Below are 24,615 nucleotides of genomic sequence, written 5' to 3'. Positions count from 1 at the left end.
AAATCGAGAATGTCACTGCGTTCAGTTCTGCGGGGATGCCACGACCACGCGAGCCGCGCGGATCACGCGATCGCCGATGCGATAGCCGGCTTCCACCACGGTGTCGACGGTTTCCTTCTCGGCCTGCGGATCCGGCTTGTGCAGGATCGCGTCATGCCTGGTCGGGTCGAAATCCTCACCTTTTTCGCCGAACTTCTCGACGCCGAACTTTTCGAACGCCTTGTCGATTTTGGCGGAAACGGCTTTGAAGGACTCGTCCATTTCGCTGTGTTCACGAATGCGATCAATGTCATCAAGTGCCGGCAGCAGCGCGGTCAGCACGTCGATGATGCCATGCTGGCGGAAGCGTTCCTGTTCCTTCTGTGAACGATTGCGGAAGTTGATGAATTCCGCACGTTCGCGCTGGAGCGCTTCAAGATATTCCGCCGCTTCCTTCTTGGCCTGGCCAAGCGGAGTCAGCGTATCTTCACCATCTTGCGTTGCACTATCCGCAGCATCGCCGTTTTCTTGCGATTCGGAAGATGCTGCGTTCGCGGCCGTTGCCGCAGTTTCAGAAGCTGCGGAATCGGCAGATGCAGTTGCTGCAGAATCGCCATTATTCTGCGACTCCTGCGATGCACCGGCTGCAGGGGCGGCCTGCCCGGACAGGTTGTCCATGTCGGGCAGGTCGTTCAGATATTCGTCCTTGTTGAAGTCGGACATGATTACTTGTTGTCCTTGTCGTCATCGTCCACGACTTCGGCGTCAACCACGTCGTCGTCAGCGGGAGCGGAACCGGCAGCACCTGCGGCACCAGCGGCGCCCGCAGCGTCGGCGGCACCCTGCTGTGCGTAGAGGGCCTGGCCGATCTTCTGTGCGGAGGTCATCAGCTCGCTCTGGGCGGACTTGATCTTCTCAATGTCCTCACCCTTCAGGGCTTCCTTGAGCTCGTTGACCTTGTCGGTGACTTCCTTGGCCACATCGTCGGAGAGCTTGTCTTTATTGTCGTTGACGAGCTTCTCGGTCTGATAGGCGAAGGATTCAGCCTGATTGCGGGTTTCGGCGTCTTCCTTGCGCTTCTTGTCTTCGGCTTCGTGAGCTTCGGCTTCCTTGACCATGCGGTCGATCTCGTCCTTGCCCAGACCGGAACCGCCGGTGATGGTCATGGACTGTTCCTTGCCAGTGCCCTTGTCCTTGGCGGAAACGTGCACGATGCCGTTGGCGTCGATATCGAAGGTGACTTCGATCTGCGGAACGCCACGCGGAGCCGGAGCGATGCCGGTCAGCTCGAAGGTGCCCAGCGGCTTGTTGTCGCGAGCGAACTCACGCTCGCCCTGATAGACCTGGATGAGCACGGACGGCTGGTTGTCTTCAGCGGTGGAGAAGACTTCGGAACGCTTGGTCGGAATGGCGGTGTTGCGGTCGATGAGCTTGGTCATAATGCCACCCTTGGTTTCGATGCCGAGGGACAGCGGGGTCACGTCGATGAGCAGCACGTCCTTGCGGTCGCCCTTGATGACGCCGGACTGCACGGCTGCGCCGACTGCCACGACTTCATCCGGGTTCACGGACTGGTTGGCTTCCTTACCTCCGGTGAGCTCCTTGACGAGCTCCTTGACGGCCGGCATACGGGTGGAACCGCCGACGAGCACCACGTGGTCGATGTCGGAAACACCAATGCCAGCGTCGTGCAGCACGTTGTTGAACGGGGTGCGGCAGCGGCCCAGCAGGTCGGAGGTCATGCTCTCGAAGTGGGCACGGGTCAGGGTTTCGTCCAGGTGCACCGGAGTACCGTCAGGGGTCATGGCCAGGTACTGCATGGAGATGGAGGTGCTCGAGGAGGAGCTCAGCTCCTTCTTGGCCTGCTCTGCGGCTTCCTTCAGGCGCTGCAGGGCGATCTTGTCCTTGCTCAGGTCGATGCCGTACTTGTTCTTGACTTCGCCGACGAGCCAGTCGATGATCTTCTGATCCCAATCGTCGCCGCCCAGGTGGTTGTCGCCGTTGGTGGCCTGCACCTGAATGGTGGAGAAGCCGTCGTCGTCCTTGCCGATCTCCAGCAGGGACACATCGAAGGTGCCGCCACCGAGGTCGAAGACCAGGATGGTTTCGTCTTCCTTGCCCTTTTCGAGGCCGTAGGCCAGTGCGGCTGCGGTCGGCTCGTTGATGATACGCAGCACGTTCAGGCCTGCGATGGTGCCGGCGTCCTTGGTGGCCTGACGCTGAGCGTCGTTGAAGTATGCCGGGCAGGTGATCACGGCGTCGGTGACCGGTTCGCCGAGATAGGCTTCGGCGTCGCGCTTCAGCTTCATCAGCACCTGTGCGGAGATCTCCTGCGGAGTCCACTTCTTGCCGTCGATTTCAACGGTCCAGTCGGTGCCCATGTGGCGCTTGACGGAGCTGATGGTGCGGTCGACGTTGGTCACGGCCTGACGCTTGGCGACTTCGCCGACGAGGATCTCGCCGGACTTGCTGAATGCCACGACGGACGGCGTGGTGCGAGCACCTTCAGCGTTCACGATAACGGTGGGCTGGCCACCTTCAAGAGTTGCGATGCAGGAATTGGTAGTACCCAGATCGATGCCAACTGCGCGTCCCATAACTTGTCTCCTTTGTAGATAGGTTCGCTATGCGTTTTCTGTTCTGTTCGTTCTTTCGCCCAAGTTTCGGTTTGCCGTCTCTCGGACTTTCCAAAACTTGAGCCTACACCACTCAACTTTGATTCGCAAGCGATTATTCCCAAATCTACAAAAAAGTTGAGTTCCCTTCGCTCAACTTTTTTTCGGACGCAATCTCAAGCGCAATCTCAAGCGCAATTTCAGACGCAATCTCAAGACACGACTTCAAGGCGCAATCACCATTGAAAAGCAGCCGAAAATCGCAATCTCAACAAAACCTGCCGTCTCACCATCGGCAGGGCGCGAGCGCAATCCGTCAACGTTTCAACTGCCTTTCGTTGGCGAATCGCCACCTATCAGCTATCAGCTGATCAATATCAGGCCAAATCAGGCCGCACCGAAACCCACGTTCGGATTAGCCAGATTGGCGGCGACCGGCGCAAGAAGCACACGACCCGTACCGCGGTACACGTTGACCAAGCCCTCGCCGCTCGCAGCCGAACCGATCAGCGTCTTCGTGGAACGCTCGACCGTGAACTGCAGGCCGTTCGTCCACGCGATCGCGAAATTGCCGTCCACCTTCAGCTCGTCGTTCTCCAAATCGACGGTCACGATTTCGGAAGCGGGCACCGGCGATTCCAACGCAACCGTTCCCTGCCCCGTCAGCGACAGGTTGAACAGGCCCTCGCCGCCGGCCACCATCGCGCTCGGACGCGAAACCATAACCGCACGCTGCTGAATCGTGGTTTCGCAAGCGTAGAACAGGCCGTCGTTCACTGTGATCGCGCCGCCCATCTGGCTCGGATCAAGCAGCAGCACATGGCGGTAGGTCGGTTCGAGCACAACCACGCCGTTGCCATGATATTCCGGCTTGACCGCGGACTCGTTGGTGACCGCTCCACGCGCCAGCTTGCCGATGAAATCGCCAACGCCCTTCACACCGGTCGTCACTTCGATATGGCCGACGGCCCACTGCATGGCGCCCGCCTGCACAACCGCGCCGGTCTTGCCATTGAGATTGCAGACCAGCTGGCGGCGGCGCACGTTCATTTCGGACGCATAGTAGGCGTCCATGGCGCTGCCGTAGGTCACGGAAAAGTCGCGCTTCCATTCCATGACCTGGAAAATGCCCTGCTGCGCGACGATCGCGGCATCGTCATTATCCGTCAGATTGTAAATACGCACGAATGCTCCTTCGCCCTGTTGACACTTCGGTTTCGAGGGATTTGCCCTCGGTTTCGAGAGATTTGCTCTCTGCCTTAAGGGGTCTACTCGGTTTGCGAGATTCACCCTCGATTCGAGAGATAGATATCTCGAGATGAATATCTCATTTTTGAGATAGACACCTCGAGCAATATTGTCTCACAGCGACCGTTGCTTTGGACGCCCCATCTCAATTTGGATTTGCACGGATTACACGAAATATACAAGATCCGGACCACACTGTAATGAGTGCGATCCGGATCTTATCCGTAATCTTCAGTTGTTATCTTCAGTTATGACTCTCAGATTTCCAGAATTCTTAGAATTTCAGAATTCTTCCGATTTCCATCTTCAGATTTTCAGCGGCTGATCTTGGTGGTCTTGACGATCATCGCGATTGCGGCCAGCATGGCGATCGCAAGTGCGGCGATGGAGATCGCGGCACCGGTGTTGCCGAGCACACCGGACTTCGGATTGTTGTTCACCTTGCCGGAAGCGATCACGTCATTCTTGCCGTTGCCCGGCTCCTTATCTGAAGAACCGCGGGCCGGCGCCTGGAAGTCGACGGTCACGGTCTTGCCGGACTGACGGCCGGTGACGATCAGCGTGTACTCATTGCCTTCAGTGACCTTGTCGAGCGTGATGCCGGTGGTCTGAGCGGTCTTGACGCGCACGCCGGAGACCGGAGTGGAGCTGTCGGAAGCTGCGACCACGTTGCCGGACTTGTCCTTGAGTTCGTAGGAGAGCACTGCGTCGCCGTTGAATCCGGTAGATTCGGCCACATACTTGCCATCGGTGAGCTTGACTTCGGTCTGGGCGTCGTTGGAGAGCGACTGCTGAGCATCGGAAGTGGAGGCAAGGCCGAGGGTGTTGGCGATGGTGTAGAAGTTGTCGGTCTGGTCGGTCAGGCCGATCACGCGCTGGGCGCCAGGTCCGGAAGCAGCAATGCGCAGCTGGGTACCGGTGTGAGCCATGTCGCCACCGTTGTAGCCGCCATCCTCGTCGCGGGAGTCAGCTTCAGCGGTGCCGTAGGAGACGACCATGTTATTGCCATCAGCGGTCTTGAGCACGGTGGAGAGCGCATAAGCCGGCTGAGCGTTGAGAATCTGGGAGGTGTGGGCGTGGTCGGCGGTGACGATCACGAGGGTGTTGCTCAGGTCAACGGTCTTCATGGCGTAGGCGATGGCTTGATCGAAATCGTCGGTTTCACCAATCTGGCCGCAAGCGTTGCCAGCGTGATCCTGCTTGTCGATGGAAGCGCCTTCAACCTGCAGGAAGTAGCCGTTCGCGTCGCTGTCCGGGTTGGCTTCGAGCAGATCGAGCGCCTTCTTGGTCATGTCAGCGAGCGAGGAGCCCTGGTTGCCGAGCCACTTGTCGTTCATGGTGCACACGGTCGGGTTGGCATCCTTGGCCGGATTCTGAGCGGTGGCCTTGGACGGATTGAACTTGGTGGGCATGTTGCCATCGCTCATCAGGGCGAGCACCGGCTGGCCTTCCTTGTATTCGAGCGCGTTCATGGCAGCCGGATCGTTCTCGACGGTCTGGTAGCCCATGGCCTGAGCCTGCTCCCACACGGTCTTGCCAGCGTATTCGCCGCCCTGCACAGTCTGGCGGAAGTACTTGGAACCGCCGCCGATGGTCACATCAGCGCGGGTATCGAGCAGCTGCTCGGAGATGGAGCCGATGCCGCCGTTTTCCTTGAGCTGGTTGGCAAGGCAGCGCTTGAGCGCGTCGTTGGAGCTGCCGTCGGTCTTGCCTTGCGGGCCGTAGCAGCCGCGCTCGGTGGAGTGCGATTCGAGCACAGCCGGGGTGGCGTCCTGAATTTCGGCGGTGGTCACGTTACCGGCGGCCATGCCCTTGGCCTTGGCCAGCTCGATCAGGTTGAGCTGCGGGTTGCCGTACACGTCAACGTCCACGGCGTTATTGTAGGTCTTGGTACCGGTTGCCCATGCGGAGCCGGATGCGGAGGAATCGGTCACTTCGGTGAGCTTGCCCGGATTCGGATTGGCGTTGAGGTTGCCCTTGTCATCCTTGCCGACCGCGCTGTCGCCGCTGTTGCCGCCCAGCGAGAAGGTGGTGTACTGGCCGGTGCCGGCGTTGGTATCGCCGAGCACTGCCGGCTGACCGACTGCGTCGAGGCCTTCGAAGTGACCGTTTGCACCCTTCAGGTAATCGCGTGCGACGGTGATTTCAGAATCGCCCATGCCGTCACCGATGAACAGGATGACGTTCTTGGCGTTGCCGTTGCCAATGGCTGCAATGCGCTGTGCGCCGCCGTGCTGAGCCAGTTCCGCAACGGACCTGCCGTTCAGATTGTAAGTGGAAGTTTCGTTGGCGAGTGCCGGTGCCGCGAGCGCACCGAGCGTTGCAGCGGAAGCGATTGCTGCAATCGCTCCTTTGAGAGCCCTTCGATTGTTCATCTTTTTCTTCTTTCTTTAGCCTGTGCTGTATTGCGATCTCCACGCTAGATTTCGCAAACCAACTTCCGAGGCGTTTTAGACGAACGAAACGTGAACTCTCGTCTTTACAGAGTGAACACTTATCTCAAATTCCCTTTCCTCCAACCATCATCCCCAATATTCACCCTTAAAAATGAATCATGACTCATGCTTTTGTCGCATGATGTGCTGACGGTCAGGCGGAAGCGTGGACGGATCGGGTGGCTTTTACGGCTACGAATATCGAGCGAATCAGGAGCACGCACAGGTAGCATGCGAACAGAATCGAGCCGACGCGTGGCGAGACTACGCCCGCTATCCACGTACCGAATGGCGCGGTAACGGCAGCCACCAAGCCAATAACCAGCGCGGCCTTTACATGCACCAGCTTGCGTTTCAGGTTTGCCGCGCTTGTGGTGATCGAGTTCGGGAACATGGCCAGCAGCGACGTACCTCGCGCAATCAGATCGGACGCGCCGAACAGCATCGATAGTGCGGGCACGGCGAGAGCCCCGCCGCCAATTCCCAGCAGTCCCGCCAACGTGCCAATCACCACACCCAGCAGCCCCAGGCAAACTCCGGTCAACGCACTCATCGCAATGTGCTGGTCGCGCGACGGCACGAAACTAATCTGATTGGCCACCACAAACACGAGAAACACTACGAAAATCCATCGCAATACGAGTTCCGACAAGCGCGAAAGCAGCCAGCTGCCGATCTGGCCGCCTACGAACATGCCGCAAAACAGCAGCAGCGCGGCGAGCCAGTCCACATTCCCGCAAGTCGCGTAAGAAATGACGCCGGAAATCGAAGTTGGTACGATCGCAAGCATTGACGTCGCCGCCGCATTACGTTGCGTCAGTCCGAGCCATACCAGCGCGGGCACAATCACAGTACCGCCGCCAATGCCAAACATGCCGGATAGTAGCCCTACTGCCACGCCGACGATCACCAGCACTGCAATGCCTCGCGCGGATTCGTCGAGTCCCGCAGGATCCGCGCCAAACAGCCGGTCCGCTTTCTTACTGAACTGCCCACTCATCTGCCCGCTCGGTTGCGCATTCGACTGTCCGCTATCTTCAGCGCGTTCAACACTTTCAGCATTCGAAATATTGGAAATATCCGATTTCTTCATCTCTCCCCTACCATCGCATTTCTTCCTTCTTGCGATAGTTGCGATAGTACATTCCCGCACATTTCAATGCCGCAAACCCGGCACATTACGAGAAAGCAAGACCAGTGAATTCTTTCAAAAGAGAAGTCAGACAGTTCCGCGTCTGCACAAGTCCAGTATCAGGGTCGATTTTCAGGTTACGCAAACACAAAGCACCCACCCACAACGCGAAATACGTGAGCAACGCGCACCGCGCAATACGCACCGCGTACCACGCAAGATCAGGCGTTCAGCACGTAATCCAGCAATCCCTCATAATCGGCGCCGGTAAACGAACGCACCGCATAACTCGATGTTTCCGGATCATCTGCCGGCGAAATCTCCGTGCGAAAATACACGCCGTCAATGCCCGCGGTACGAGCGCCAACAATATCGTTCTGCTCGTCATTGCCCACCATCAGTGCATGCTTGGCGGTCACGAATTCGCGGTCGAGCGCCAGCATGTACAAGTCGCGCGCGGGCTTGCGGATCTTCTCCTCGCTGGAGATGATCACGTCGTCAAGCACGTTGACAAGTCCCGTCATTTCCAGTTCTGCGCGGGTGTAGCAGGATTGCGCGTTGCTCAGCAGCGCCACGACAATGCCGGATTCCTGCAGTTTTTCGATCATTTCCAGAGCCCCCGGGTACAGGCGGATCATACTGGTGCTGCCCTGCCGGAACGCCCATGCGGCTTTTTGAGCGGCTTGCGGCAATGCCAGTAAACGTTCCGTCTCATCGCTGCGATTCATGAGCAGCGATCGGTATACCGGCAGTACGTCGAACTCGTCCCACCCATTGCGAACGATGGCATGATTCGACTGATGCACCATTTCGCGCGCCTCAAGTTTTTTAAAACGCTCACGCAACGCCTCGACCGAATCGTATTGCGCGCCCAATTCGCATGCGGCGTCATACAAGGCCTGCCAGGCCGCGTCGCACTGTTCGTCGGTACGTATGTCGATAAGCGTTCCATACAAATCGAAGAACACAACCTCATATTTAGGGGTATGCGTCACGTTTTCCATAACAGGTCCTTTCGTCGGCATCGTCGCCGCTTTACCGGCGGCGGCTATTGCCACTTTGCAACCGCCGCCATTGCAAACCAATGAGTTACATGCGCTATACATGAGGTTACCGCAACCTCCAGATTGCAAACGATAGTCAAACAGAAAAAACATTTTTCTTATTTCTCATCCATAAGACAGTCAAGAAATCGCAATACGGCAACGTTTACACCCAATAACACGCCTATTGAAAACGATGTCACCATATGCTACAGTACATATCAGAACGATTGATCGCACCGAAGCGCGCCAATCGCGTGGCAATGCAGCATGATTGGCCATCAACGGCCCAGGGAAGAAGGAACCTATGGCGGAAACCCAACAAACCGAAAGCGCGGAACGCATCGCACGACCGCTTATCCAACTCGCCAAGCTCAACGGCATATCAACGTCGTACATCGACCAGCTCGGCACCTACGTGGAAATCCGCGACGAAGTGCTCGTCTCCGTGCTTGCGGCGCTCGGTGTGGACGCGTCCAGCGACGAGGCGATCACAACATCGTACGAACTCACCAAGCGTCGCATCGCAGACACGCTCGTGGAACCGACCATCGTGAAGTTCATCGGCAAGGAGTCAACCACGCCGATCCGCGCGAAAGGCCATGACGTGACGCTGCGCCTGCTACTCGAAGACGGCACGCAGTACGAGGGCAACCTGTGCATGTACCTGACCTCGCAGGCCGACGGCTCACTTACGCTCACTCTGCCCGACGACATTCCCGCCGGCTACCACACGTTGCGCGTCAACGCGGGCCCATTGCACGGCGAGGCGCGACTGATCTGCGCCCCGGCACGCATGACCCTGCCACCGGCGGTCGCCGAAAAGCAGCGTTGGGGTTGGATGGCGCAAATGTATTCCATCCGCTCCGCCGAATCGTGGGGCGTGGGCGATTATGGCGACCTGAAGTTGCTGCTCACCGACGCCGCCGAAAAGTCTCATGCCGACTTCATGCTCATCAACCCGATTCACGCGACCGCGCCGGTCGAGCCGCTCGAACCGTCGCCGTACCTGCCGGAATCGCGCCGATTCATGAACGTCACCTATATTCGCCCGCAGGATATTGAGGAATATGCAGGGCTTGACGAGGAAGCAAAGGCCGAGGTCGAGCGTCTGCACGCCGAAGTGGCCCCCGCCAACGACAACGCCGACGAACTCGACATCAACTCCGCGTGGTGGCATAAGCGCCAAGCTCTGCAGCTCGTGTTCAAGGTGCCGCGTTCCGCCGAGCGCCAGGCCTCGTTCGAAGCGTTCAAGGAAGCGGCCGGCCCCGATCTGCGTGCGTTCGCCGCATGGTCGGTGGCATTCCAGGTGTGGGGCGCTCCGTGGGAGGGCACATGGTTTGCGGAGACGAACCGTGATTCGCCGGAAGTGGCCGAACTCCTACACGATCATGCCGATATGGTCGACTTCGAATGCTGGCTGCAGTGGATCGCCGACGAACAGGTGACCGCCGCACAGACCGCCGCGCGCGAAAGCGGCATGGCATTGGGCCTCATGCAAGACATGGCCGTGGGCGTGCATTCGCTGGGCGCCGACGTGTGGTGGAATCCGGAACGTTTCGCCGTCGGCAGCGTCACCGTGGGCTGCCCGCCGGACTTCTACAACCAGCAGGGCCAGGATTGGGGACAACCGCCGTTCAATCCGAATTATCTCGCCAAAACCGGTTACGGTGTGTACCGCGAAATGGTGCACAACATGTTTTCGCACGCGGGCGCGGTGCGCATCGACCATGTGCTCGGCCTGTTCCGCCTGTGGTGGATTCCGCAGGGCGAAGGTGCACGCGGCGGCGCGTACGTCACCTACAACCATGAGGCGATGATCGCGATCCTCACGATCGAAGCCTCCCGCGTGAACGGCCTGGTGGTGGGCGAAGATCTCGGCACCGTGCCCGATTACGTGCGCAATGTGCTCGCCGAGCACGGCCTGCTCGGTTGCATGGTGGAATGGTTCGCCCGCGTGGACGACTCCCCCAACGCCGGCGACCCGTACGCCGACCCGGCCGACTACCGCAAGTACGCGCTGGCTTCCGTAACCACGCACGATATGCCGCCAACCGCCGGCTACCTGCAGTTCGAACACGTCAAACTGCGTGAGAAACTGCACCTGCTCACCGGCCCGGTCGAAGAATTCCAGGCATCCGCAACCGCGGAGCGCCAGGCCATGCTTGACCGACTGGTCGAAAGCGAACTGATCACGCCGGAAATCGCAGCGGACGTCGACAATCATATTCAGGAAATCGTCGAAGCGATGCACAAAATGCTGCTCCACTCACCATCCGTGCTTCTGCAGGCGGCGCTGGTGGACGGCGTCGGCGAAACCCGCGCGCAAAACCAGCCGGGCACGTCCAGCGAATACTGCAACTGGCGTGTGCCGCTGGCAGACCCCGACCACAAGGTGGTGCACACCGACGAAGTGTTCGACCTGCCGCGCGTGAAGTCGCTTTCCGCCATCATGAACGGTGAAAAGTAAGCTTTCTCCGATGATGATTCCCCGAAAGTAAAATTTCCTCACACAACACCAGAAAAGTCCCGTCAAACGAAATATTTGACGGGACTTTTCTTTATCTCTGTTCGACGCCCTGTTTAATCCTCTGTTTAATGACAACAATAACAAGAGTTTTCACAAGAAATAGTATGCGGTAAACGGTTTTATATATGAAAACGATTGCCGCACCGCCGAGTAGACTAGTGCGCATGAAATTCCTATCACCCGACTCTGGCTTTATGCGCGGCCTCAGCGACGCCGTCGACGCAATTTGGATCAACATTCTCATGTTGGTCACCAGCATTCCGATCGTCACCATCGGCGCAGCCTTGACCGCCGGCCACGATGCGGCACGACGCTCGCTCGCAGGCGAAGGCACCGTCACCCGCAATTATTTCGCCGCATTCCGGTCAAACTTCGTAAAAGCAACCGGCTATTGGCTGATTTTCGGCATTGCAGGGGCGATCAGCGTGTACTCATGGATCGTGCTGCAGATCACGCCGCTGCTGATTCCGAAATTCGCGTTGAGCATCGTATGGGTCATCGGATTCGAATGGATCTGGGCATTGCAGTCACGCTTCGAGAACTCGTTCTGGCGCACGCTCGGCAACGCCTTCGTATTCGGCGTGAGCAATATCGGGCACACGCTCGGCATGGCCGCCATCGACGCGATTTACATCGCGCTTTTGGTCGGCAGCTGGTTTTACATGCCGCAAGGCCTGTTCCTGCTACTCGTTTTGGGCTACGGCACCATGATTATGATTCACGTGCCAATTTTCGAGCACGTGTTCCGCAAATATATGAAGTAGTTTTCTGATTCGGATATGAAAGAGTCCGAGCGAGATTTCTCTCGTTCGGACTCTTTTTTGCGAGGCAGCGGCGTTTTTCCGTGGCTGATCGAAGAATCATCCTTGACGGCTCCGCCTTCGGACCTGCAATTAAGGACCGGCCTTCGGCCGGGCTCAATGCTACCTTCGCGAGGCCTGTCGGCCTCGCTCAGGCTGGAGCCTTGGGACAGCGCACTGCGCTGTCCCACAAGGGATGATCTTCGATCATCCCTTGACTGCACCAGCCATTACACCCTTGACGATGTGCTTCTGGCAGATGAGGTAGAAGACGATGATCGGGATGATGGCCATCACCAGGCAGGCCATCATGGCACCCATATCAACGGAACCGTAACCGCCCTTGAGGTACTGGATGGCCACGGAAATGGTCTTGTACTTGCCCAAGTCGAGCGTCAGGTACGGCAGCAGGTAGTCGTTCCAAATCCACATCGCCTGCAGAATCGCAACAGACACGATCGACGGCTTCATGATCGGCACCACAATCTGGAAGAAAATGCGGGGCACGGAAGCGCCATCAATCATCGCGGACTCTTCCAACGACTGCGGAATGCCCTTGATCACACCGGTGAAGATGAACACGGCCAGGCCTGCACCGAATCCCAAATACACAATGCACAAGCCCCACGGAGTATTGAGCTTCAGCATGTCGGCAAGCTTCGAAAGCGTGAACATCACCATCTGGAACGGCACGATCATGTTGAACAGGAACAACGTGTACAGCAGCTTCGCAGCCCAATTGTTCACACGCACGATCCACCATGCGCACATCGAGGTGCACACCAGGATCAAAATCACCGAACCGACCGTGATCAGCAGGGTCCAGCCGAAGCTGGCGAAGAAATCCGTGGTTTCAATGCCACGGGTATAGTTTTCCAATCCAACGAACGCCTTGCCGGTCGGAATGGAGAACGCGTTACGCGAAATGTACGCCTTCTGCTTGAAGGAGTTGATGATCACCAGCACGATCGGGAAAACCCATGCCAGCGACACCAAGGAAAACAGTACGGTCCACAATCCGCCGTGCTTGACCTTTTCTCCGGAAATCATGCTTCCACCTCCTTGGAAGTCGTCAGCTTATTCTGAATCAGCGCAACAATCGCGACAAGCACGAAGAACAGCACTGCCTTGGCCTGTCCAACGCCTTCCCAGCCGACGCGTCCATAGAAGGTGCGGGTGATGTTCATCGCCAGGCCTTCAGACATGTTCGACGGAGCGCCGTTCGTCAATGCGAGGTTCTGGTCATAGAGCTTGAAGCCGTTGGTAACGCACAGGAACGAGCACACGGTGATTGACGGCATCATCAGCGGAATGATGATCTTGAACATGGTCTGCGTGCCATTTGCGCCATCCACGGAAGCCGCTTCGAGCACGTCGGTCGGCAGCGACTGCATGCCGGCGATGTAGATGATCATCATGTAGCCGATCTGCTGCCAGCACACCAGCACGACCAGACCCCAGAAGCCGTACGTTGCGCTATAGGTCAGCGAGCGCGCCCAGTGCGCGAGAATGCCGTTGAGCAGCAGCATCCAAATGTAGCCCAGAATGATGCCACCAATCAGGTTCGGCATGAAGAACACCGAACGGAAAATGTTCGATCCCTTGATCGCCTTGGTAAGCATGTACGCGATGGAGAACGCGACCACGTTGATCACAATCGTGGTAACGATAGTCAGCAACGTAGAGAAGCCCAGCGCATGCAGGAATTCCTTATCCTGCAGTGCACGGGTGTAGTTCTTAAGCCCTACAAACTCGGCGTCGGTAACCGTAGTGAACTTGCAAAAGCTCAGATAGACGCCCATGATGAATGGAACGACAAATCCAATAATGAATGCGGCGAACGTCGGTAGCGCGAACAGCGCCCACCATTTGCGTATCGCCTTGCCAGCCATGCTGATCATAGCCTGCCTGCTTTCTTCCTTCTCCATTCCGCACCGCGTCAACGCGGTGCGGAATCTTGCATTTTTAACCGAATCAGCGGATCACTGCTCTGTTCTCCACCTTTCCGGTGCTTACATTCGTCATGATAAACGGCATGACACAAGATGTCAAACGTTGTCATTTTCGCATGTCTCAAGACGTGATTTTACCAACGTTGTCATATTTTGTGACCCTCTAAAATTGTTGTCATATCAAACACTTTTACACTTTTCCTGCTATGATGAAAACGTTTGTAATGCATGTATTGCAAACGTGTTGCAATACAGTATGCTGGAACGTACGCAGTTACAAGGGAAAAAATGAAAAGCAGTATTCAAGATGTAGCGCAGCTTGCGCACGTGTCCATCTCGACGGTTTCGCGTTCGTTCACACGCCCCGACCTCGTGTCGAAAGCCACCCGAGACAAGGTGATGAAAGCAGCCGACGAGCTGAACTTCTCCATCTCACGCTCCGCAGCCGCGTTGAAAACCGGCCGCGCGCTACGCATTGCAGTACTGGTTTCCGGAAGGCTCAACCTGTGGTTCAGCTCATCCATCATCGAAGGACTCAACGAGATATTCCATGATGAAGGCTACGACATCTCCATCTACCAGATGTCGAGCACCGAGGAGCGCCGCGAATTCTTCGACATGCTGCCGGTGCGCCGCAATGTCGACGCGGTGATCGTCATTTCCTTCGACATCGACGCCAATGAGATCGAGCAGCTCAGGTCCGTCAATGTGCCGATCATCGGCATCAACTCGAGCCTGCCGGAAGAGCGCGGCTTCAGCGCGGCCGTGCGCATCGACGACAAGCAGGGATCCGAGCTTGCCGCACGCCATCTCATGGCTCTCGGCCACCGCGACATCGCCTACATTCGCACCAATCGCGACGTAACGCTCCACTTCAGCGTACAGGGGCGTTTCGAATCGTTCATGGCCCGCTGCAAAGAGAACGGCGTCACGCCGCGCGTGCTCGTTACCGACGAGAGCAAGAACAACATCAGCAAAGTCGTGACGCAGCTGCTCAGCCTCGACCACATGCCGACCGCGATCGCCTGCCAGGAAGACGGCATCGCCGTGCCGCTGCTGTTCCAGCTGGAACGCAATGGATTCACCGTGCCGAACGACGTTTCCATCATCGGTTACGACGATAGCATCTACGCACGTGATCTCGGACTGACCACCGTGCGCCAGAAGCCCATCGAAATGGCGCAGGAAGCGGCCCGCATGACGCTCGACCTGATTGAGGGACGCCCGCTGGAGCAGCCGTTCAAAACGTTCCCGGCACAGCTGATCGTACGTTCCACTACGGCTCATCTGCATCGCTAAACGTTCCGAACGAGCACCGTTCGCATAGCGTCTGTTTTTTGCTGCCATGTTGAACTTCACCACTTCGTGACAGCGCTTACAGGCTACCGTTGCTTTACGCTATCTTGTAATCGAATCTTTATATTCGTTTTTCGACTATTGTAAATGATAGCGCTTTCATTTCTGTTGTACAAATTCACCAATCTACAGCGTGTTTTCGTCGCAAATCAGGGCTTTTAGTATCATGGAAGCGTTAATCATTTTCATCGAAGGAGACACATGGCCAAACCGACCATCGCCAACGTGGCCCAATTGGCAGGAGTGTCGCAAGCCACCGTTTCCCGAGCACTCCGTGGCGCGACCAACGTCACAGAAGCAACCCGCAACAAAGTTCGGCAGGCAGCGGATCAGCTCAATTTCACGCTATCCAAAAGCGCTTCCGCCCTGGCATCCGGAAAAACCATGCGTGTCATCCTCTTGGTTTCGGGCAAACTCAACGAGTGGTTCAATTCCGGAGTGCTCCAAGGAGTCTACGAGGAGCTCGCGCCGTTCGGCTATGACGTCACACCGGCCTTCATCACCGACCGCAGCGAACTGGACCGGTTCTTCTCCCAGCTGCCAAAAAGCCGCAACTCGGACGCCATCATCATCTCCTCATTCCAGCTCATGCCCGCCATGCGGGAGCAGCTCCAAGCCATCGACCTGCCAACGGTAGGCGTCAATGTCCCTGCGGAATCAGGCTATTTCGACGCCTCCATCAGCATCGACAACTACAGTGCGATGACCATGGCCGTACGACTGCTGCGTTCCTTAGGGCATACCAATATCGCGTTCTGCAGCGACTACATTCCGGCCGACATGATTTACAACACCAGCCAACGCACCCAGGCGTTCGCGGATGCCGCACAGGCCAACGCCACCGATGGAATCATGTTCAGCCTGCTCACGGCCGACGCGCACGATGCGCCGCTGAGCAAATCCGACCTCGCCTCACAACTGACCGCGAAACTGCTGTCACTTCCGGAACGCCCCACCGCCGTCTGCGTGGAAACCGACCAGGTCGCCATCGCACTGGTCAAGGAACTACGCAAACAGCAGCTGAATGTGCCGGAAGACATTTCGGTGCTCGGCTTTGACGACGCCGAAATCGCGCAGGCCGCAGACCTTTCCACCATCCGTCAGGAGCCAATCGAGCTAGGGCGCATAGCCGGTAGAAAGGTGCTGCAGCTCCTACGTAACGAACCTCTTGAACATCCGCATGAACTGCAGGATCCTTTGCTGGTGTTGCGCAACACTACAAGCCGCATTGACAGCGGGACGGCGACGTCGGAATAAATCGGCGTCATAAATCGACGGCAGCTGAATAAATCGAGAGGCAGCGGAAAAACGTAAAGCCGCCAAAACACGAAAGCGGCCTGTATGCATGAACCAAATCATGCACACAGGCCGCTCTTTTCATCGCAAGCCTTGCAGGGCTTCAATCAGCGGTGCGATCTCACCCCTGCTGATCGAATTTCTGCGCTTGAGGAACGGATCCCAACGATTCCTCGTTGTTGTTCCATTCGGTGGCCCAGCCGTCGACGTAGGCGCTCTTCACCTTGCTCCAATCGCCGGTGCCCTGCGCGTATTCGATAAGCGCCGCAGCGACGTCGTCCTGCCACTGCTGATCCGGAACGGTGAAGCTGCGTACCTCGGTCTTGCCGTCGGCAGCGTAGGAGCGAGCGATCTTAGTCAGCGGATTATCCGGCTGGAACTCATCGCCATCGAATGTGGTGAACGGCACTGAGAAGCCCATATCCTGGGAGAGGATCTTCTTGGCCTCGTCATCGGTGACCATCCACTTGATGAAGTCGAGCGTGGCCTGCTTGTCTTTGTCGGAAGCGTTCTTGTTTACCGCCCAGCTGGCGTCATACACGCCCGCAGGACCGGTCTCTTCCTCACCCTTGATGCCCATGTAATACGGCAGCATGCCAAGATCGTCATCCGCCACCTCGTTACCCTTGATCTGCGTGTAAGCCCAGACGCCGTTCGGGTAGAACGCCACTTGGCCAAGCGCGAATTCGGAAGTGACGTCGTCGTACGTCTTCGAGCTGACCAGGCTCGGATCGGTCGGGCTGGTCTCCAGCTCGAGATCGAACAGATCCTTGTAGTTATCCAAGTAGGTGCCCTTGATGGTCTTGGAGAACGTGGTGTTCATATCCTTGTATTCGTAGTACAGCGGGATGCGCCCCATATGCGCGGCGAAACGGTATGTGTCGGAGGCATCCAGACCTGGCGTCGCGAACGCGCCGTCAACGCCGAGATCGTCCTTGTGCTCGTTGATGGACTCGGCCACGGCCTTGAGCGTCTTGTAATCCTTGATGTCGTCGGCGCTCTTGATTACCGCGTAATTCTTGCTGGCGTAATCGTTGATGATCTTCTTGTTGTAGATGATGCCGTACCATTCAGCCGCGTATGGCAGCGTGAACGAATCGCCATCAATGGTGTAGGAGTAGTCCTTGCCGTCATCGGTGAGCAGTTTGTACACTTCGGTGTCCTGCAATGGCTCGCAATACTTCTGATATTTTGCGAACTGGTCGAAACCGGAGATGTTGAACATGGTCGGCGCGTTGGATTTGGCCAGTTCCGAGCTCATGGTCGCATCGTATGTGTTGGACGCACCGGTCTGCACGTCCACCTGCACACCGGTTTTTCGGTATACATTTCGGCGAGCTGCTTGTATTGGTCCACGACTTCCGCCTTGTTGTTCATGAAATACACATGGCCCTTGTCGGAATCGGCGCTGCTGCCGCCGCCGCAAGCCGCCAACGATACGCCCATGGCCAACGCCGCGGCGACCGCGCACGTTCTGGTGATGACTCCCTGCTTCATTGCTTATCTCCTTCGTTGGATTTGTTGTTATTCTTACGTGTGCTGGTATTGGTAGCGCCTCTGGTCGCCGCGTTATAGCTGGAGCCAAGCGGTGGTGTCCTGCGGCAAACGCCCGTCCGCAGTGAGTTCGCCCGATACGAGGATGACTTCGCCTTGCGGCAGTTCGGCTGGACGTTCGCTGAAATTGGTGATGTTCGCCCAGCCATTGGAACGACGGTAGGCAATGACTCCACCACGCTGCCCATCCGCGCCGTCACGCATATCGGAGGGGCGGTCCTCGTCCAGCCACTGCAGCACGGTGTCCTGCGGCATCAGGTTATGCCTCAACGACAGCGCCTTGCGATACAGGTTCAGCATGGAATCCGGGTCGGCGTCCTCCACGTCGACGGCGAAATCCTTGTACCACTTCGGCTGTGGAAGGTGCGGATCATGCTCGGCGCCCGCAGGAGAGAAACCGAAAGAGCCACCATGGCCGAATTCGTCATCGGGATTATCGAGCTTCGGCGCATCGGCAGCGACCCAAGGCAGCGGCACACGGCAGCCGTCACGGCCTTTTTCGATTTGCCCGCGCACGCTGTTGAACGCGGTGGGATCCTCTAGCTCATCCCAGGGAATATCCGCGACTTCCGGCAATCCCAGTTCTTCTCCCTGGTAGATGTAGGTGGATCCAGGCAAGGCAAGTTCCATAAGAATCGCGGCACGAGCGCGCTTGGCGCCCAGTTCGCGGTTCTCCTCATAGGTGGTGCCGTCGCGCAGCAGCCAATCCTTGGCCAACTGATGGTGCGACAAGGCTGGAACCTGCGGCAATCCATAACGGCTAGCGTGGCGGGGCACGTCGTGGTTGCTCATCACCCAGGTTGCCGAGGAACCGGAACGTTCCGCGCTTTCCAAGCCTTCCTCGATGGCCAGATGCATGTCATCGCGGACCCAATCCTTTTTGGCGAACTCGAAGTTGAACACCTGCCCGAGCTCTTCGGTCGATGCGTACAGATGCTGGCGATCCGGATTGACCCACGCTTCGGCCACAGCGAATGCCGGCGGATTGTACTCGTTGAACACCTTGCGCCACTCGCGGTAGATGTCGTGCACCTCATCACGGTCATACAACGGGTGTGACCCATCCGAGGGAAGCAGATGCTCGCAGACCTTATAGCTTTCAAGATTGTCGCGGTCGAGGTCCTTGGCGAGGCCGTGCGCCACGTCCACGCGGAAGCCGTCCGCACCATGGTCGAGCCAGAAACGCAGCGTCTTGATGAAGTCGGCACGCACCTCGGGGTTCTTCCAGTTCCAGTCGGGCTGCTCCTTGGTGAACATGTGCAGGTACCACTGGCCGTCGGGCACGCGCGTCCACGCAGGACCACCGAAGCTTGCGATCCAGTCAGTCGGCGGCTGGTCGCCGTTCGGCCCCTTGCCGTCGCGGAAGATGTAGCGGTCGCGCTCCGGGGAGCCTGGGGCGGCGGCAAGGGCGGCCTTGAACCATTCGTGCAGGTTGGAGCTGTGGTTCGGCACAATGTCGACCACGACCTTGATGTTTCGCTCGTGGGCGGCCTTGGCGAGCTCGTCGAAGTCGTCCATGGTGCCGAGCTTCGGGTCGACATTGCGGTAGTCGTCCACGTCGTAGCCGCCGTCGGCGAGCTGGGACGGGTAGAACGGGCTCAGCCAGATGGCGTCCACACCGAGTTCGGCGAGGTAGTCGATCTTCTCGGTGACGCCTGCAATGCTGCCCAAGCCCGAACCGCGGGAATCCTTGAAGGAACGCGGATACACTTGGTACACCACGGCCTGCTTCCACCACAACGCCGGATCGGTAGTATCAATTCCTTGTTGCATCATTGTTTTTCACTTTCGTTCGCATCGTCGCAAAATGATAGCGGTTACATTTCTTCAAACTACAGATAAAAACAATCCTATATTGATTTCTTCTCTGTCTGTAATTAAAATGATAGCGCTTTCATTAATGCAATGCAATCCTCCAACACACGGCGTGTCCTACAGCCATACATCGCCGCGCACAAAAAAGGAGCTGCAATCAGGAGAGGAAAGAAGACTCCTGATTGCAGCTCGTCGTTTATTCAATTATTCAGTTATGAAGTTATTCGATTGATCGCGCGCTGATGGTATTTCCAGCGGTCCGCGCTACGCGATGCGCGGACCGATTCGTCATGCGCGATTTTGATTGGTTTTTCGATGCGATCAGTGAGCCGCGTCGTATTCGGTCTTCCAACCGTCCACGAATGCGGTCTTGACAGCATTCCAATCTCCGGTGCCCTGAGCGTACTCAAGGAGGGCGGAACCAAGCTTGTTCTTCCACTCTTCGGACGGCATCATGGTGAAGTTCCAAGAGACTGCGGTCTTGTCAGAGTTCTGATCTTCAACAGCGGCCTGCACCAGCGGATTGTCGGACTTGACATCGCTGAAGGACTTGAACGGAGTGGTGAAGCCCATGGCGCTGGACAGGGAATCGATGCCGGTCTTGCTGGTGACAACCCACTTCAGGAAGTCCTTGGTGGCCTTCTTGTCAGCATCGGAAGCCTTGGAGTTAATGCACCAGTAGTTTTCGGAGCCAGTGGCCAGACCCTGATTCTCCTCGCCCTTGGCACCGGTATAGATCGGGATCATGCCGATGGACTCGGCCTTCATGCCGTTCTTCTGCAGATCGGTCCATGCCCAAGTGCCGTTCTGATAGAACACGGCCTCACCGAGGGAGAACTCGGAGGTGGCGTCATCACCGGTCTTGGAGCTCAGCTGGGTCGGCTCGGTGGTGGAATCCTTCAGGTACAGGTCGAAGATGTTCTTATACTCCGGCAGATAGGTACCCTTGACAGTCTCCGGCTGCTTGGTGACGTTATCATCCTTGAACTCGTAGTACAGCGGCAGGTTGGCCAGATGGGTCTTAAAACGCCAATCGGAGCTGGAATCGAAACCAGCGGAAGTGAATGCGCCCTTGACTCCGAGCTGGTCCTTCTTGGCCTGGATGTCATCAGCCACGGCCTTCAAGGTATCGAAATTGTCGATATCCTTGACGTCCTTGATCTTGGCGCCATCGGTAGCGATGTACTTGGCCAGCAGATCCTTGTTGTAAATCAGGCCATAGGTTTCCATAGCGTACGGAACGCCAACGACCTTGTCCCCATCCTTGAGGGCGACGTCCTTGTTGATGAGCTGCTTGTACGGCTCAGTGTCCGTCATGTCATCAGTGTAGGACTTCCAGTTCTGATAGCCGACCGGACCGTTGACCTGGAACAGGGTCGGGGCTTCGGACTTGGCGATCTCGGACTTCAGGGTCTGCTCGTAGGTGCCGGAAGCAGCGGTCCGGACCTTGACCTCGACACCGGTTTCCTTGGTGTAATCCTTGGCCAGCTTCTGCCATTCGTCGTTGGATTCCGGCTTGAAGTTCAGGTAATAGACCTTGCCCTTGCCATCGTTGGAGCTGGAGCTGGAGCTCGATCCGCAAGCGCCCAACGTGCCTACGGACATCGCCGCAATGGCGACCATTCCAACTGCTGCCTTGATAGTACGATTCATCAGCGAACCTTTCTCTTCCATTCCTGTTTCCCAGCACCCCGCTGGAAAACATCCTGTGAAATCGCTTCCTCACGATTCCTGACATGCACTATTGTGCCGCATTTCCCCCATTTTTGCAAACGTAAGCAGAAAAAGCCTTTTTTAGGGCGATTCTACAATCGCAAGTTTTTCTCAAAATCCTTTATTTTCAAGGGTTTTCATCACACTATCTTTATGAAACCGTTTGCGACACACCCTCCATTTCGCACGGCAAAAAACGCAGTAGATCGCAAACTTGACAAATTGCGGCAACAAAAAACGTCGGCAGTTTGTAAACAATGCCAAACTACCGACGTTCGCAACAGTCAGCTTCAGGTGCCGTAAGCCAGGTGTCTTCAGGCGACGCAGCCAAATATCAGCCCAAAAAACGGTCCAAATGTTGGTGAAATGCGAAAACCTTCCCGTTACCGACGTTCAGTCCAGCGCAGCATGCCTAGCAATTCCAATGCTCGATAACGTTGTCTCCCTTATATTGGCTCAGCACGCAATAATGTGCGGTGTCGAGACGCAGCAAACGCGCGAAATGCGGATCGACGCCCAGCCACTGCGAGGTGAGAATGCGCAACACATGCGCGTGTGCCACCAACAGCACGTCATGACCGGCATTGAGCAGCGGCATCACCACGTCGATCGCATCGCAGGTGCGTGCGGCAGCCTCCTCAACCGTCTCGCCAGGGCCATTGTGCACCGGAACCTGCTCGCCGCTTGGCAACGTCTCAACCCAGTCGCCCTCCAATGATTCGGGGAGGGAACGCGGACCGTCACGCCATACATCCCATTGGAAGCCGCCGGCCTCGCTCACCTCCTGGCGTGTACGCCCTTCGGCACGGCCGTAATCCCATTCCGCAATCTCGTCAAGCACTTTGAAATCGCCATAACCGGCCAGTTGCGCGGTCTGCTGGGCGCGGCGCAGAGGGCTTGCGAACATGCAGTCCGGATCAAACCCTTTTGGAAACGCCTCACGAAGACGCTCGCCCGCCGCACGGGCCTGCTCGCAACCGGTATCGGTCAACGGAATATTGGTTCGGCCAGTATGCTGGCCCGATTCGCTCCACACAGTCTGGCCATGACGCAACAGCACCAGGCGGCCGGGCACGATTGAAGAAGCATCCTCGCTTCCAACTTGAATATCTGTCATACTCCTACTCTAACCGACGGAAAGCGTTTCACCAGCAATCTTTCACCATGTGTCTTAAGCGCTTCGCAACGCACGCACGATCCAGCGAAATCCAACCGAAATCCGACTGCACGGTCTACACTGGAAACCATGAGTGAAATGCCTGACTTGGAATCCAACGCAGACCGCATCGTAGCGTCACTGCACAACGTCGACGAGAAGGTGAACGCCTTGCGCGAACAGCGAATCAACGATCCCGACGATCTTTGCGACAAGATATTCAAGGCGGCCGCCCCCGCGCTGGCCGGACTCGTGTTCGGCAAACTGTTCGAACTGGCATGGCACAAGTCGGTTGGCCACAAAGCCGTATTACCGGACGGCACCACCGACAAACGCAAGGAACTGGCGCTGAATCTCGTATTCGGCGTAGTTTCCGCTGGTTTCGGTGCACTGGTATCGCAGCTTTTCGACCACGGATCGCAAGCGCTGGTCAACCGCCGACACTCACGGCAAGCACGCGAAATCCACTGAAACTGCGATTGGAAAGAGGTGCGCTTGTGGGCGAAATTGCTTGCGCAATTACGCGGATAGGATAAAAATAGGCAACATGAGCAATATTCTGCATAATGCAACCGTTGACACTCTACTGGAGCGTCGTTCAATCCGTAAATTCAAGCCGAAGCCACTGAGCGACGATATCGTCGAAACACTCGAAACCGTGGCTCAGCATGCCGCAAGCAGCCAATTCCTAAACGACTGGTCGGCAATCCGCATTACCGATCCGGCCGCAAAGAAGCGTCTTGCTGAAATCGGCGGGCAACCATATATTGCGACCGCGCCGCTGCTGTACGTGTTTGTGCTTGACGAACATCGCAATGCGGCCATCGCAGCTTCCAAGGGCGTTGAGACCGCTTCCGACGAGTTTACGTTGAATGGCAGCTATCGTTACACTCAGGCGCAGAATGACGCAGTTTTGGCGCTTCATGCGATGGAGACTGCCGCTTATTCGCTCGGTCTTGGTTGCGTGATTCTCGGCTCGCTGCTTAACGATGTTCCGGCTTTGATTGATCTGCTGAATCTTCCGGAATACACGTACCCTGTGCTGGGACTTGCGATCGGCAAGCCCGATCAGGATCCTGCACTCAAGCCGCGTATGCCGCGTTCCATGCAGTTCTTTGAGAATGAGTATCCGTCGAGCAATGAGACGTTACTTGCTGGTTTGCAGGATTTCGACGAGGAAGTGCATCGGTATTACGATTTGCGCAATACCGAGCGCCCGGTTGATACGTTCAGCGATCAGATTGCGTCGAATGCGGTCGATTCCGGTGTGACCAGCAAGGCCGTAGCTCCAAACGCCAAGCACCAAGGCTTCCGCCTCGAGCGCTAACGAAACTACGGCTTCGACGAACTGCCCCCATGCGCTCCGCCCGAGCAAAACTTCCAGTCAGTGGAACAATCACCCCGCTCACAGTCTCTGGGAGTCCCAAAATCCCACTCACTGGAAAAATCGGGACGCTAGGAAGCATGCGAGCGGGGTGATTCCTCCAGTCGCTGGAAGAAACCCCCGCCTACAGACCTCTAAACGTCCATAAACCTCCAGTCGGTGGAAAGATTAGGACGGTACGGCTACTTACGACGTGGTTTGTAGCCTTTTTTGCGGGAATGCGGTTTAATCTGCTGATTAAATGGAACGTACGTATAGCTGGATTGTGGATCGCGATGCGTGAGATGCCAGGTTCCGCAGAATTCGCACCGATATACCCAAAGTTCGGTGCCACGTTCACGCCAACTTTGGTCAGCGGCCTGCTGAGCTGTTGCTTTGTCGTGATACATGATTTTGTTCGATTCGACACAGCGTTTGGGTACGAAATAATGCATAGTTCTTCAGTCTATTCAACCATCGGATAAGCGCAAGAAGGTCCCTTAACATTCCTGAGATCTGTCGGCGTACTGGAACTTTCAGTGGCCAGAACGATCCTCCCGCCGGGAAGGCCCGTAACCCCACGGATACGAAAAGATCCCCGGGAGCCAAGCTCCACCGGGGATCCTCA

20 protein-coding genes are annotated in these 24,615 nt (G+C 56.9%); 6 read left to right on the top strand and 14 right to left on the bottom strand.

All coding sequences use genetic code 11. From position 1 onward, the window contains the following. Positions 1-21 precede the first annotated feature (21 nt). The 6 genes from grpE to WMO36_RS07950 form a co-directional block, all read right to left on the bottom strand. On the bottom strand, positions 22-702 hold the full coding sequence (gene grpE / locus WMO36_RS07975; RefSeq protein WP_099571556.1) for a nucleotide exchange factor GrpE: 681 nt from the start codon (positions 700-702) through the stop codon (positions 22-24). 2 nt (positions 703-704) lie between these two features. Continuing rightward, positions 705-2,576, bottom strand: coding sequence for a molecular chaperone DnaK (gene dnaK / locus WMO36_RS07970; RefSeq protein ID WP_033501768.1), 1,872 nt, complete (start codon positions 2,574-2,576; stop codon positions 705-707). 405 nt (positions 2,577-2,981) lie between these two features. Then, positions 2,982-3,779, bottom strand: coding sequence for an AIM24 family protein (locus WMO36_RS07965; protein WP_349077255.1), 798 nt, complete (start codon positions 3,777-3,779; stop codon positions 2,982-2,984). A 377-nt stretch (positions 3,780-4,156) separates the two neighbouring features. Further along, complete coding sequence (phoA, locus tag WMO36_RS07960; RefSeq protein WP_349077254.1) at positions 4,157-6,217, bottom strand: alkaline phosphatase; 2,061 nt, start codon at positions 6,215-6,217, stop codon at positions 4,157-4,159. Positions 6,218-6,431: 214 nt separating this feature from the next. Beyond that, positions 6,432-7,277 (bottom strand): sulfite exporter TauE/SafE family protein, encoded by an 846-nt coding sequence (locus WMO36_RS07955; protein WP_180753468.1) that lies wholly within the window; start codon positions 7,275-7,277, stop codon positions 6,432-6,434. A gap of 353 nt (positions 7,278-7,630) precedes the next feature. Next, a complete protein-coding gene (locus WMO36_RS07950; RefSeq protein ID WP_236824348.1) occupies positions 7,631-8,413 on the bottom strand; it encodes an HAD family hydrolase in 783 nt (260 codons plus the stop codon). Between the two features lie 346 nt (positions 8,414-8,759). Here WMO36_RS07950 and malQ point away from each other — a divergent pair, with 346 nt between their 5' ends. Together malQ and WMO36_RS07940 are read left to right on the top strand one after the other, a co-directional pair. Beyond that, positions 8,760-10,922 (top strand): 4-alpha-glucanotransferase, encoded by a 2,163-nt coding sequence (gene malQ / locus WMO36_RS07945; RefSeq protein ID WP_349077253.1) that lies wholly within the window; start codon positions 8,760-8,762, stop codon positions 10,920-10,922. 224 nt (positions 10,923-11,146) lie between these two features. Beyond that, positions 11,147-11,746 carry a YesL family protein gene (locus tag WMO36_RS07940; RefSeq protein WP_099571561.1) on the top strand — a complete coding sequence of 200 codons (600 nt, stop codon included), beginning with the start codon at positions 11,147-11,149 and terminating at the stop codon, positions 11,744-11,746. Between the two features lie 243 nt (positions 11,747-11,989). Here WMO36_RS07940 and WMO36_RS07935 read toward each other — a convergent pair whose 3' ends face one another. Both WMO36_RS07935 and WMO36_RS07930 read right to left on the bottom strand, forming a co-directional pair. Then, positions 11,990-12,832 carry a carbohydrate ABC transporter permease gene (locus WMO36_RS07935; RefSeq protein WP_099571562.1) on the bottom strand — a complete coding sequence of 281 codons (843 nt, stop codon included), beginning with the start codon at positions 12,830-12,832 and terminating at the stop codon, positions 11,990-11,992. Further along, the gene (locus tag WMO36_RS07930) at positions 12,829-13,683 is read right to left on the bottom strand and encodes a carbohydrate ABC transporter permease (protein ID WP_080789705.1); all 855 of its coding nucleotides are present in this window, start codon (positions 13,681-13,683) and stop codon (positions 12,829-12,831) included. The genes WMO36_RS07935 and WMO36_RS07930 overlap by 4 nt, the downstream gene beginning before the upstream one ends. Before the next feature lie 339 nt (positions 13,684-14,022). Between WMO36_RS07930 and WMO36_RS07925 the strand changes: the two genes are divergently transcribed. Both WMO36_RS07925 and WMO36_RS07920 read left to right on the top strand, forming a co-directional pair. Then, positions 14,023-15,033, top strand: a complete 1,011-nt coding sequence (locus WMO36_RS07925; protein WP_033501762.1) for a LacI family DNA-binding transcriptional regulator — start codon at positions 14,023-14,025, stop codon at positions 15,031-15,033. Positions 15,034-15,291: 258 nt separating this feature from the next. Next, the gene (locus WMO36_RS07920; protein WP_271725072.1) at positions 15,292-16,347 is read left to right on the top strand and encodes a LacI family DNA-binding transcriptional regulator; all 1,056 of its coding nucleotides are present in this window, start codon (positions 15,292-15,294) and stop codon (positions 16,345-16,347) included. A 160-nt stretch (positions 16,348-16,507) separates the two neighbouring features. Here the strand turns inward: WMO36_RS07920 and WMO36_RS07915 are convergent, their stop codons facing one another. The 5 genes from WMO36_RS07915 to WMO36_RS07895 form a co-directional block, all read right to left on the bottom strand. After that, complete coding sequence (locus WMO36_RS07915) at positions 16,508-17,647, bottom strand: ABC transporter substrate-binding protein (protein ID WP_349077252.1); 1,140 nt, start codon at positions 17,645-17,647, stop codon at positions 16,508-16,510. Further along, on the bottom strand, positions 17,644-17,883 hold the full coding sequence (locus WMO36_RS07910; protein ID WP_349077251.1) for a hypothetical protein: 240 nt from the start codon (positions 17,881-17,883) through the stop codon (positions 17,644-17,646). The genes WMO36_RS07915 and WMO36_RS07910 overlap by 4 nt, the downstream gene beginning before the upstream one ends. Before the next feature lie 72 nt (positions 17,884-17,955). After that, positions 17,956-19,716, bottom strand: a complete 1,761-nt coding sequence (locus tag WMO36_RS07905; RefSeq protein ID WP_349077250.1) for a glycoside hydrolase family 13 protein — start codon at positions 19,714-19,716, stop codon at positions 17,956-17,958. 360 nt (positions 19,717-20,076) lie between these two features. Further along, on the bottom strand, positions 20,077-21,429 hold the full coding sequence (locus WMO36_RS07900) for an ABC transporter substrate-binding protein (RefSeq protein WP_302147369.1): 1,353 nt from the start codon (positions 21,427-21,429) through the stop codon (positions 20,077-20,079). A gap of 451 nt (positions 21,430-21,880) precedes the next feature. Further along, on the bottom strand, positions 21,881-22,585 hold the full coding sequence (locus WMO36_RS07895; protein ID WP_099571566.1) for a histidine phosphatase family protein: 705 nt from the start codon (positions 22,583-22,585) through the stop codon (positions 21,881-21,883). A gap of 129 nt (positions 22,586-22,714) precedes the next feature. On the opposite strand from WMO36_RS07895, the gene WMO36_RS07890 reads away from it, so the two are divergent. Both WMO36_RS07890 and WMO36_RS07885 read left to right on the top strand, forming a co-directional pair. Further along, the gene (locus tag WMO36_RS07890) at positions 22,715-23,095 is read left to right on the top strand and encodes a DUF4235 domain-containing protein (RefSeq protein WP_144090136.1); all 381 of its coding nucleotides are present in this window, start codon (positions 22,715-22,717) and stop codon (positions 23,093-23,095) included. Between the two features lie 76 nt (positions 23,096-23,171). Beyond that, on the top strand, positions 23,172-23,951 hold the full coding sequence (locus WMO36_RS07885; RefSeq protein ID WP_435374784.1) for a nitroreductase family protein: 780 nt from the start codon (positions 23,172-23,174) through the stop codon (positions 23,949-23,951). A gap of 239 nt (positions 23,952-24,190) precedes the next feature. On the opposite strand, the gene WMO36_RS07880 is transcribed toward WMO36_RS07885, so the two are convergent. Beyond that, complete coding sequence (locus WMO36_RS07880) at positions 24,191-24,442, bottom strand: hypothetical protein (RefSeq protein WP_003835954.1); 252 nt, start codon at positions 24,440-24,442, stop codon at positions 24,191-24,193. Positions 24,443-24,615 lie beyond the last annotated feature (173 nt).

The sequence above is a fragment of the Bifidobacterium hominis genome, assembly GCF_040095915.1.
GTDB classification, from domain to species: Bacteria; Actinomycetota; Actinomycetes; order Actinomycetales; family Bifidobacteriaceae; genus Bifidobacterium; species Bifidobacterium hominis.
This window is presented reverse-complemented; position numbering and strand designations above follow the sequence as displayed.

What these genes read in the sequence shown, in the direction of transcription:
- grpE (WP_099571556.1), bottom strand. Translation starts at nt 702, where the DNA reads ATGTCCGACTTCAACAAGGACGAATATCTGAACGACCTGCCCGACATG.
- dnaK (WP_033501768.1), bottom strand. Translation starts at nt 2,576, where the DNA reads ATGGGACGCGCAGTTGGCATCGATCTGGGTACTACCAATTCCTGCATC.
- phoA (WP_349077254.1), bottom strand. Translation starts at nt 6,217, where the DNA reads ATGAACAATCGAAGGGCTCTCAAAGGAGCGATTGCAGCAATCGCTTCC.
- WMO36_RS07955 (WP_180753468.1), bottom strand. Translation starts at nt 7,277, where the DNA reads ATGAGTGGGCAGTTCAGTAAGAAAGCGGACCGGCTGTTTGGCGCGGAT.
- WMO36_RS07950 (WP_236824348.1), bottom strand. Translation starts at nt 8,413, where the DNA reads ATGGAAAACGTGACGCATACCCCTAAATATGAGGTTGTGTTCTTCGAT.
- malQ (WP_349077253.1), top strand. Translation starts at nt 8,760, where the DNA reads ATGGCGGAAACCCAACAAACCGAAAGCGCGGAACGCATCGCACGACCG.
- WMO36_RS07940 (WP_099571561.1), top strand. Translation starts at nt 11,147, where the DNA reads ATGAAATTCCTATCACCCGACTCTGGCTTTATGCGCGGCCTCAGCGAC.
- WMO36_RS07935 (WP_099571562.1), bottom strand. Translation starts at nt 12,832, where the DNA reads ATGATTTCCGGAGAAAAGGTCAAGCACGGCGGATTGTGGACCGTACTG.
- WMO36_RS07930 (WP_080789705.1), bottom strand. Translation starts at nt 13,683, where the DNA reads ATGATCAGCATGGCTGGCAAGGCGATACGCAAATGGTGGGCGCTGTTC.
- WMO36_RS07925 (WP_033501762.1), top strand. Translation starts at nt 14,023, where the DNA reads ATGAAAAGCAGTATTCAAGATGTAGCGCAGCTTGCGCACGTGTCCATC.
- WMO36_RS07920 (WP_271725072.1), top strand. Translation starts at nt 15,292, where the DNA reads ATGGCCAAACCGACCATCGCCAACGTGGCCCAATTGGCAGGAGTGTCG.
- WMO36_RS07915 (WP_349077252.1), bottom strand. Translation starts at nt 17,647, where the DNA reads ATGAGCTCGGAACTGGCCAAATCCAACGCGCCGACCATGTTCAACATC.
- WMO36_RS07910 (WP_349077251.1), bottom strand. Translation starts at nt 17,883, where the DNA reads ATGAAGCAGGGAGTCATCACCAGAACGTGCGCGGTCGCCGCGGCGTTG.
- WMO36_RS07905 (WP_349077250.1), bottom strand. Translation starts at nt 19,716, where the DNA reads ATGATGCAACAAGGAATTGATACTACCGATCCGGCGTTGTGGTGGAAG.
- WMO36_RS07900 (WP_302147369.1), bottom strand. Translation starts at nt 21,429, where the DNA reads ATGGAAGAGAAAGGTTCGCTGATGAATCGTACTATCAAGGCAGCAGTT.
- WMO36_RS07895 (WP_099571566.1), bottom strand. Translation starts at nt 22,585, where the DNA reads ATGACAGATATTCAAGTTGGAAGCGAGGATGCTTCTTCAATCGTGCCC.
- WMO36_RS07890 (WP_144090136.1), top strand. Translation starts at nt 22,715, where the DNA reads ATGAGTGAAATGCCTGACTTGGAATCCAACGCAGACCGCATCGTAGCG.
- WMO36_RS07885 (WP_435374784.1), top strand. Translation starts at nt 23,172, where the DNA reads ATGAGCAATATTCTGCATAATGCAACCGTTGACACTCTACTGGAGCGT.
- WMO36_RS07880 (WP_003835954.1), bottom strand. Translation starts at nt 24,442, where the DNA reads ATGCATTATTTCGTACCCAAACGCTGTGTCGAATCGAACAAAATCATG.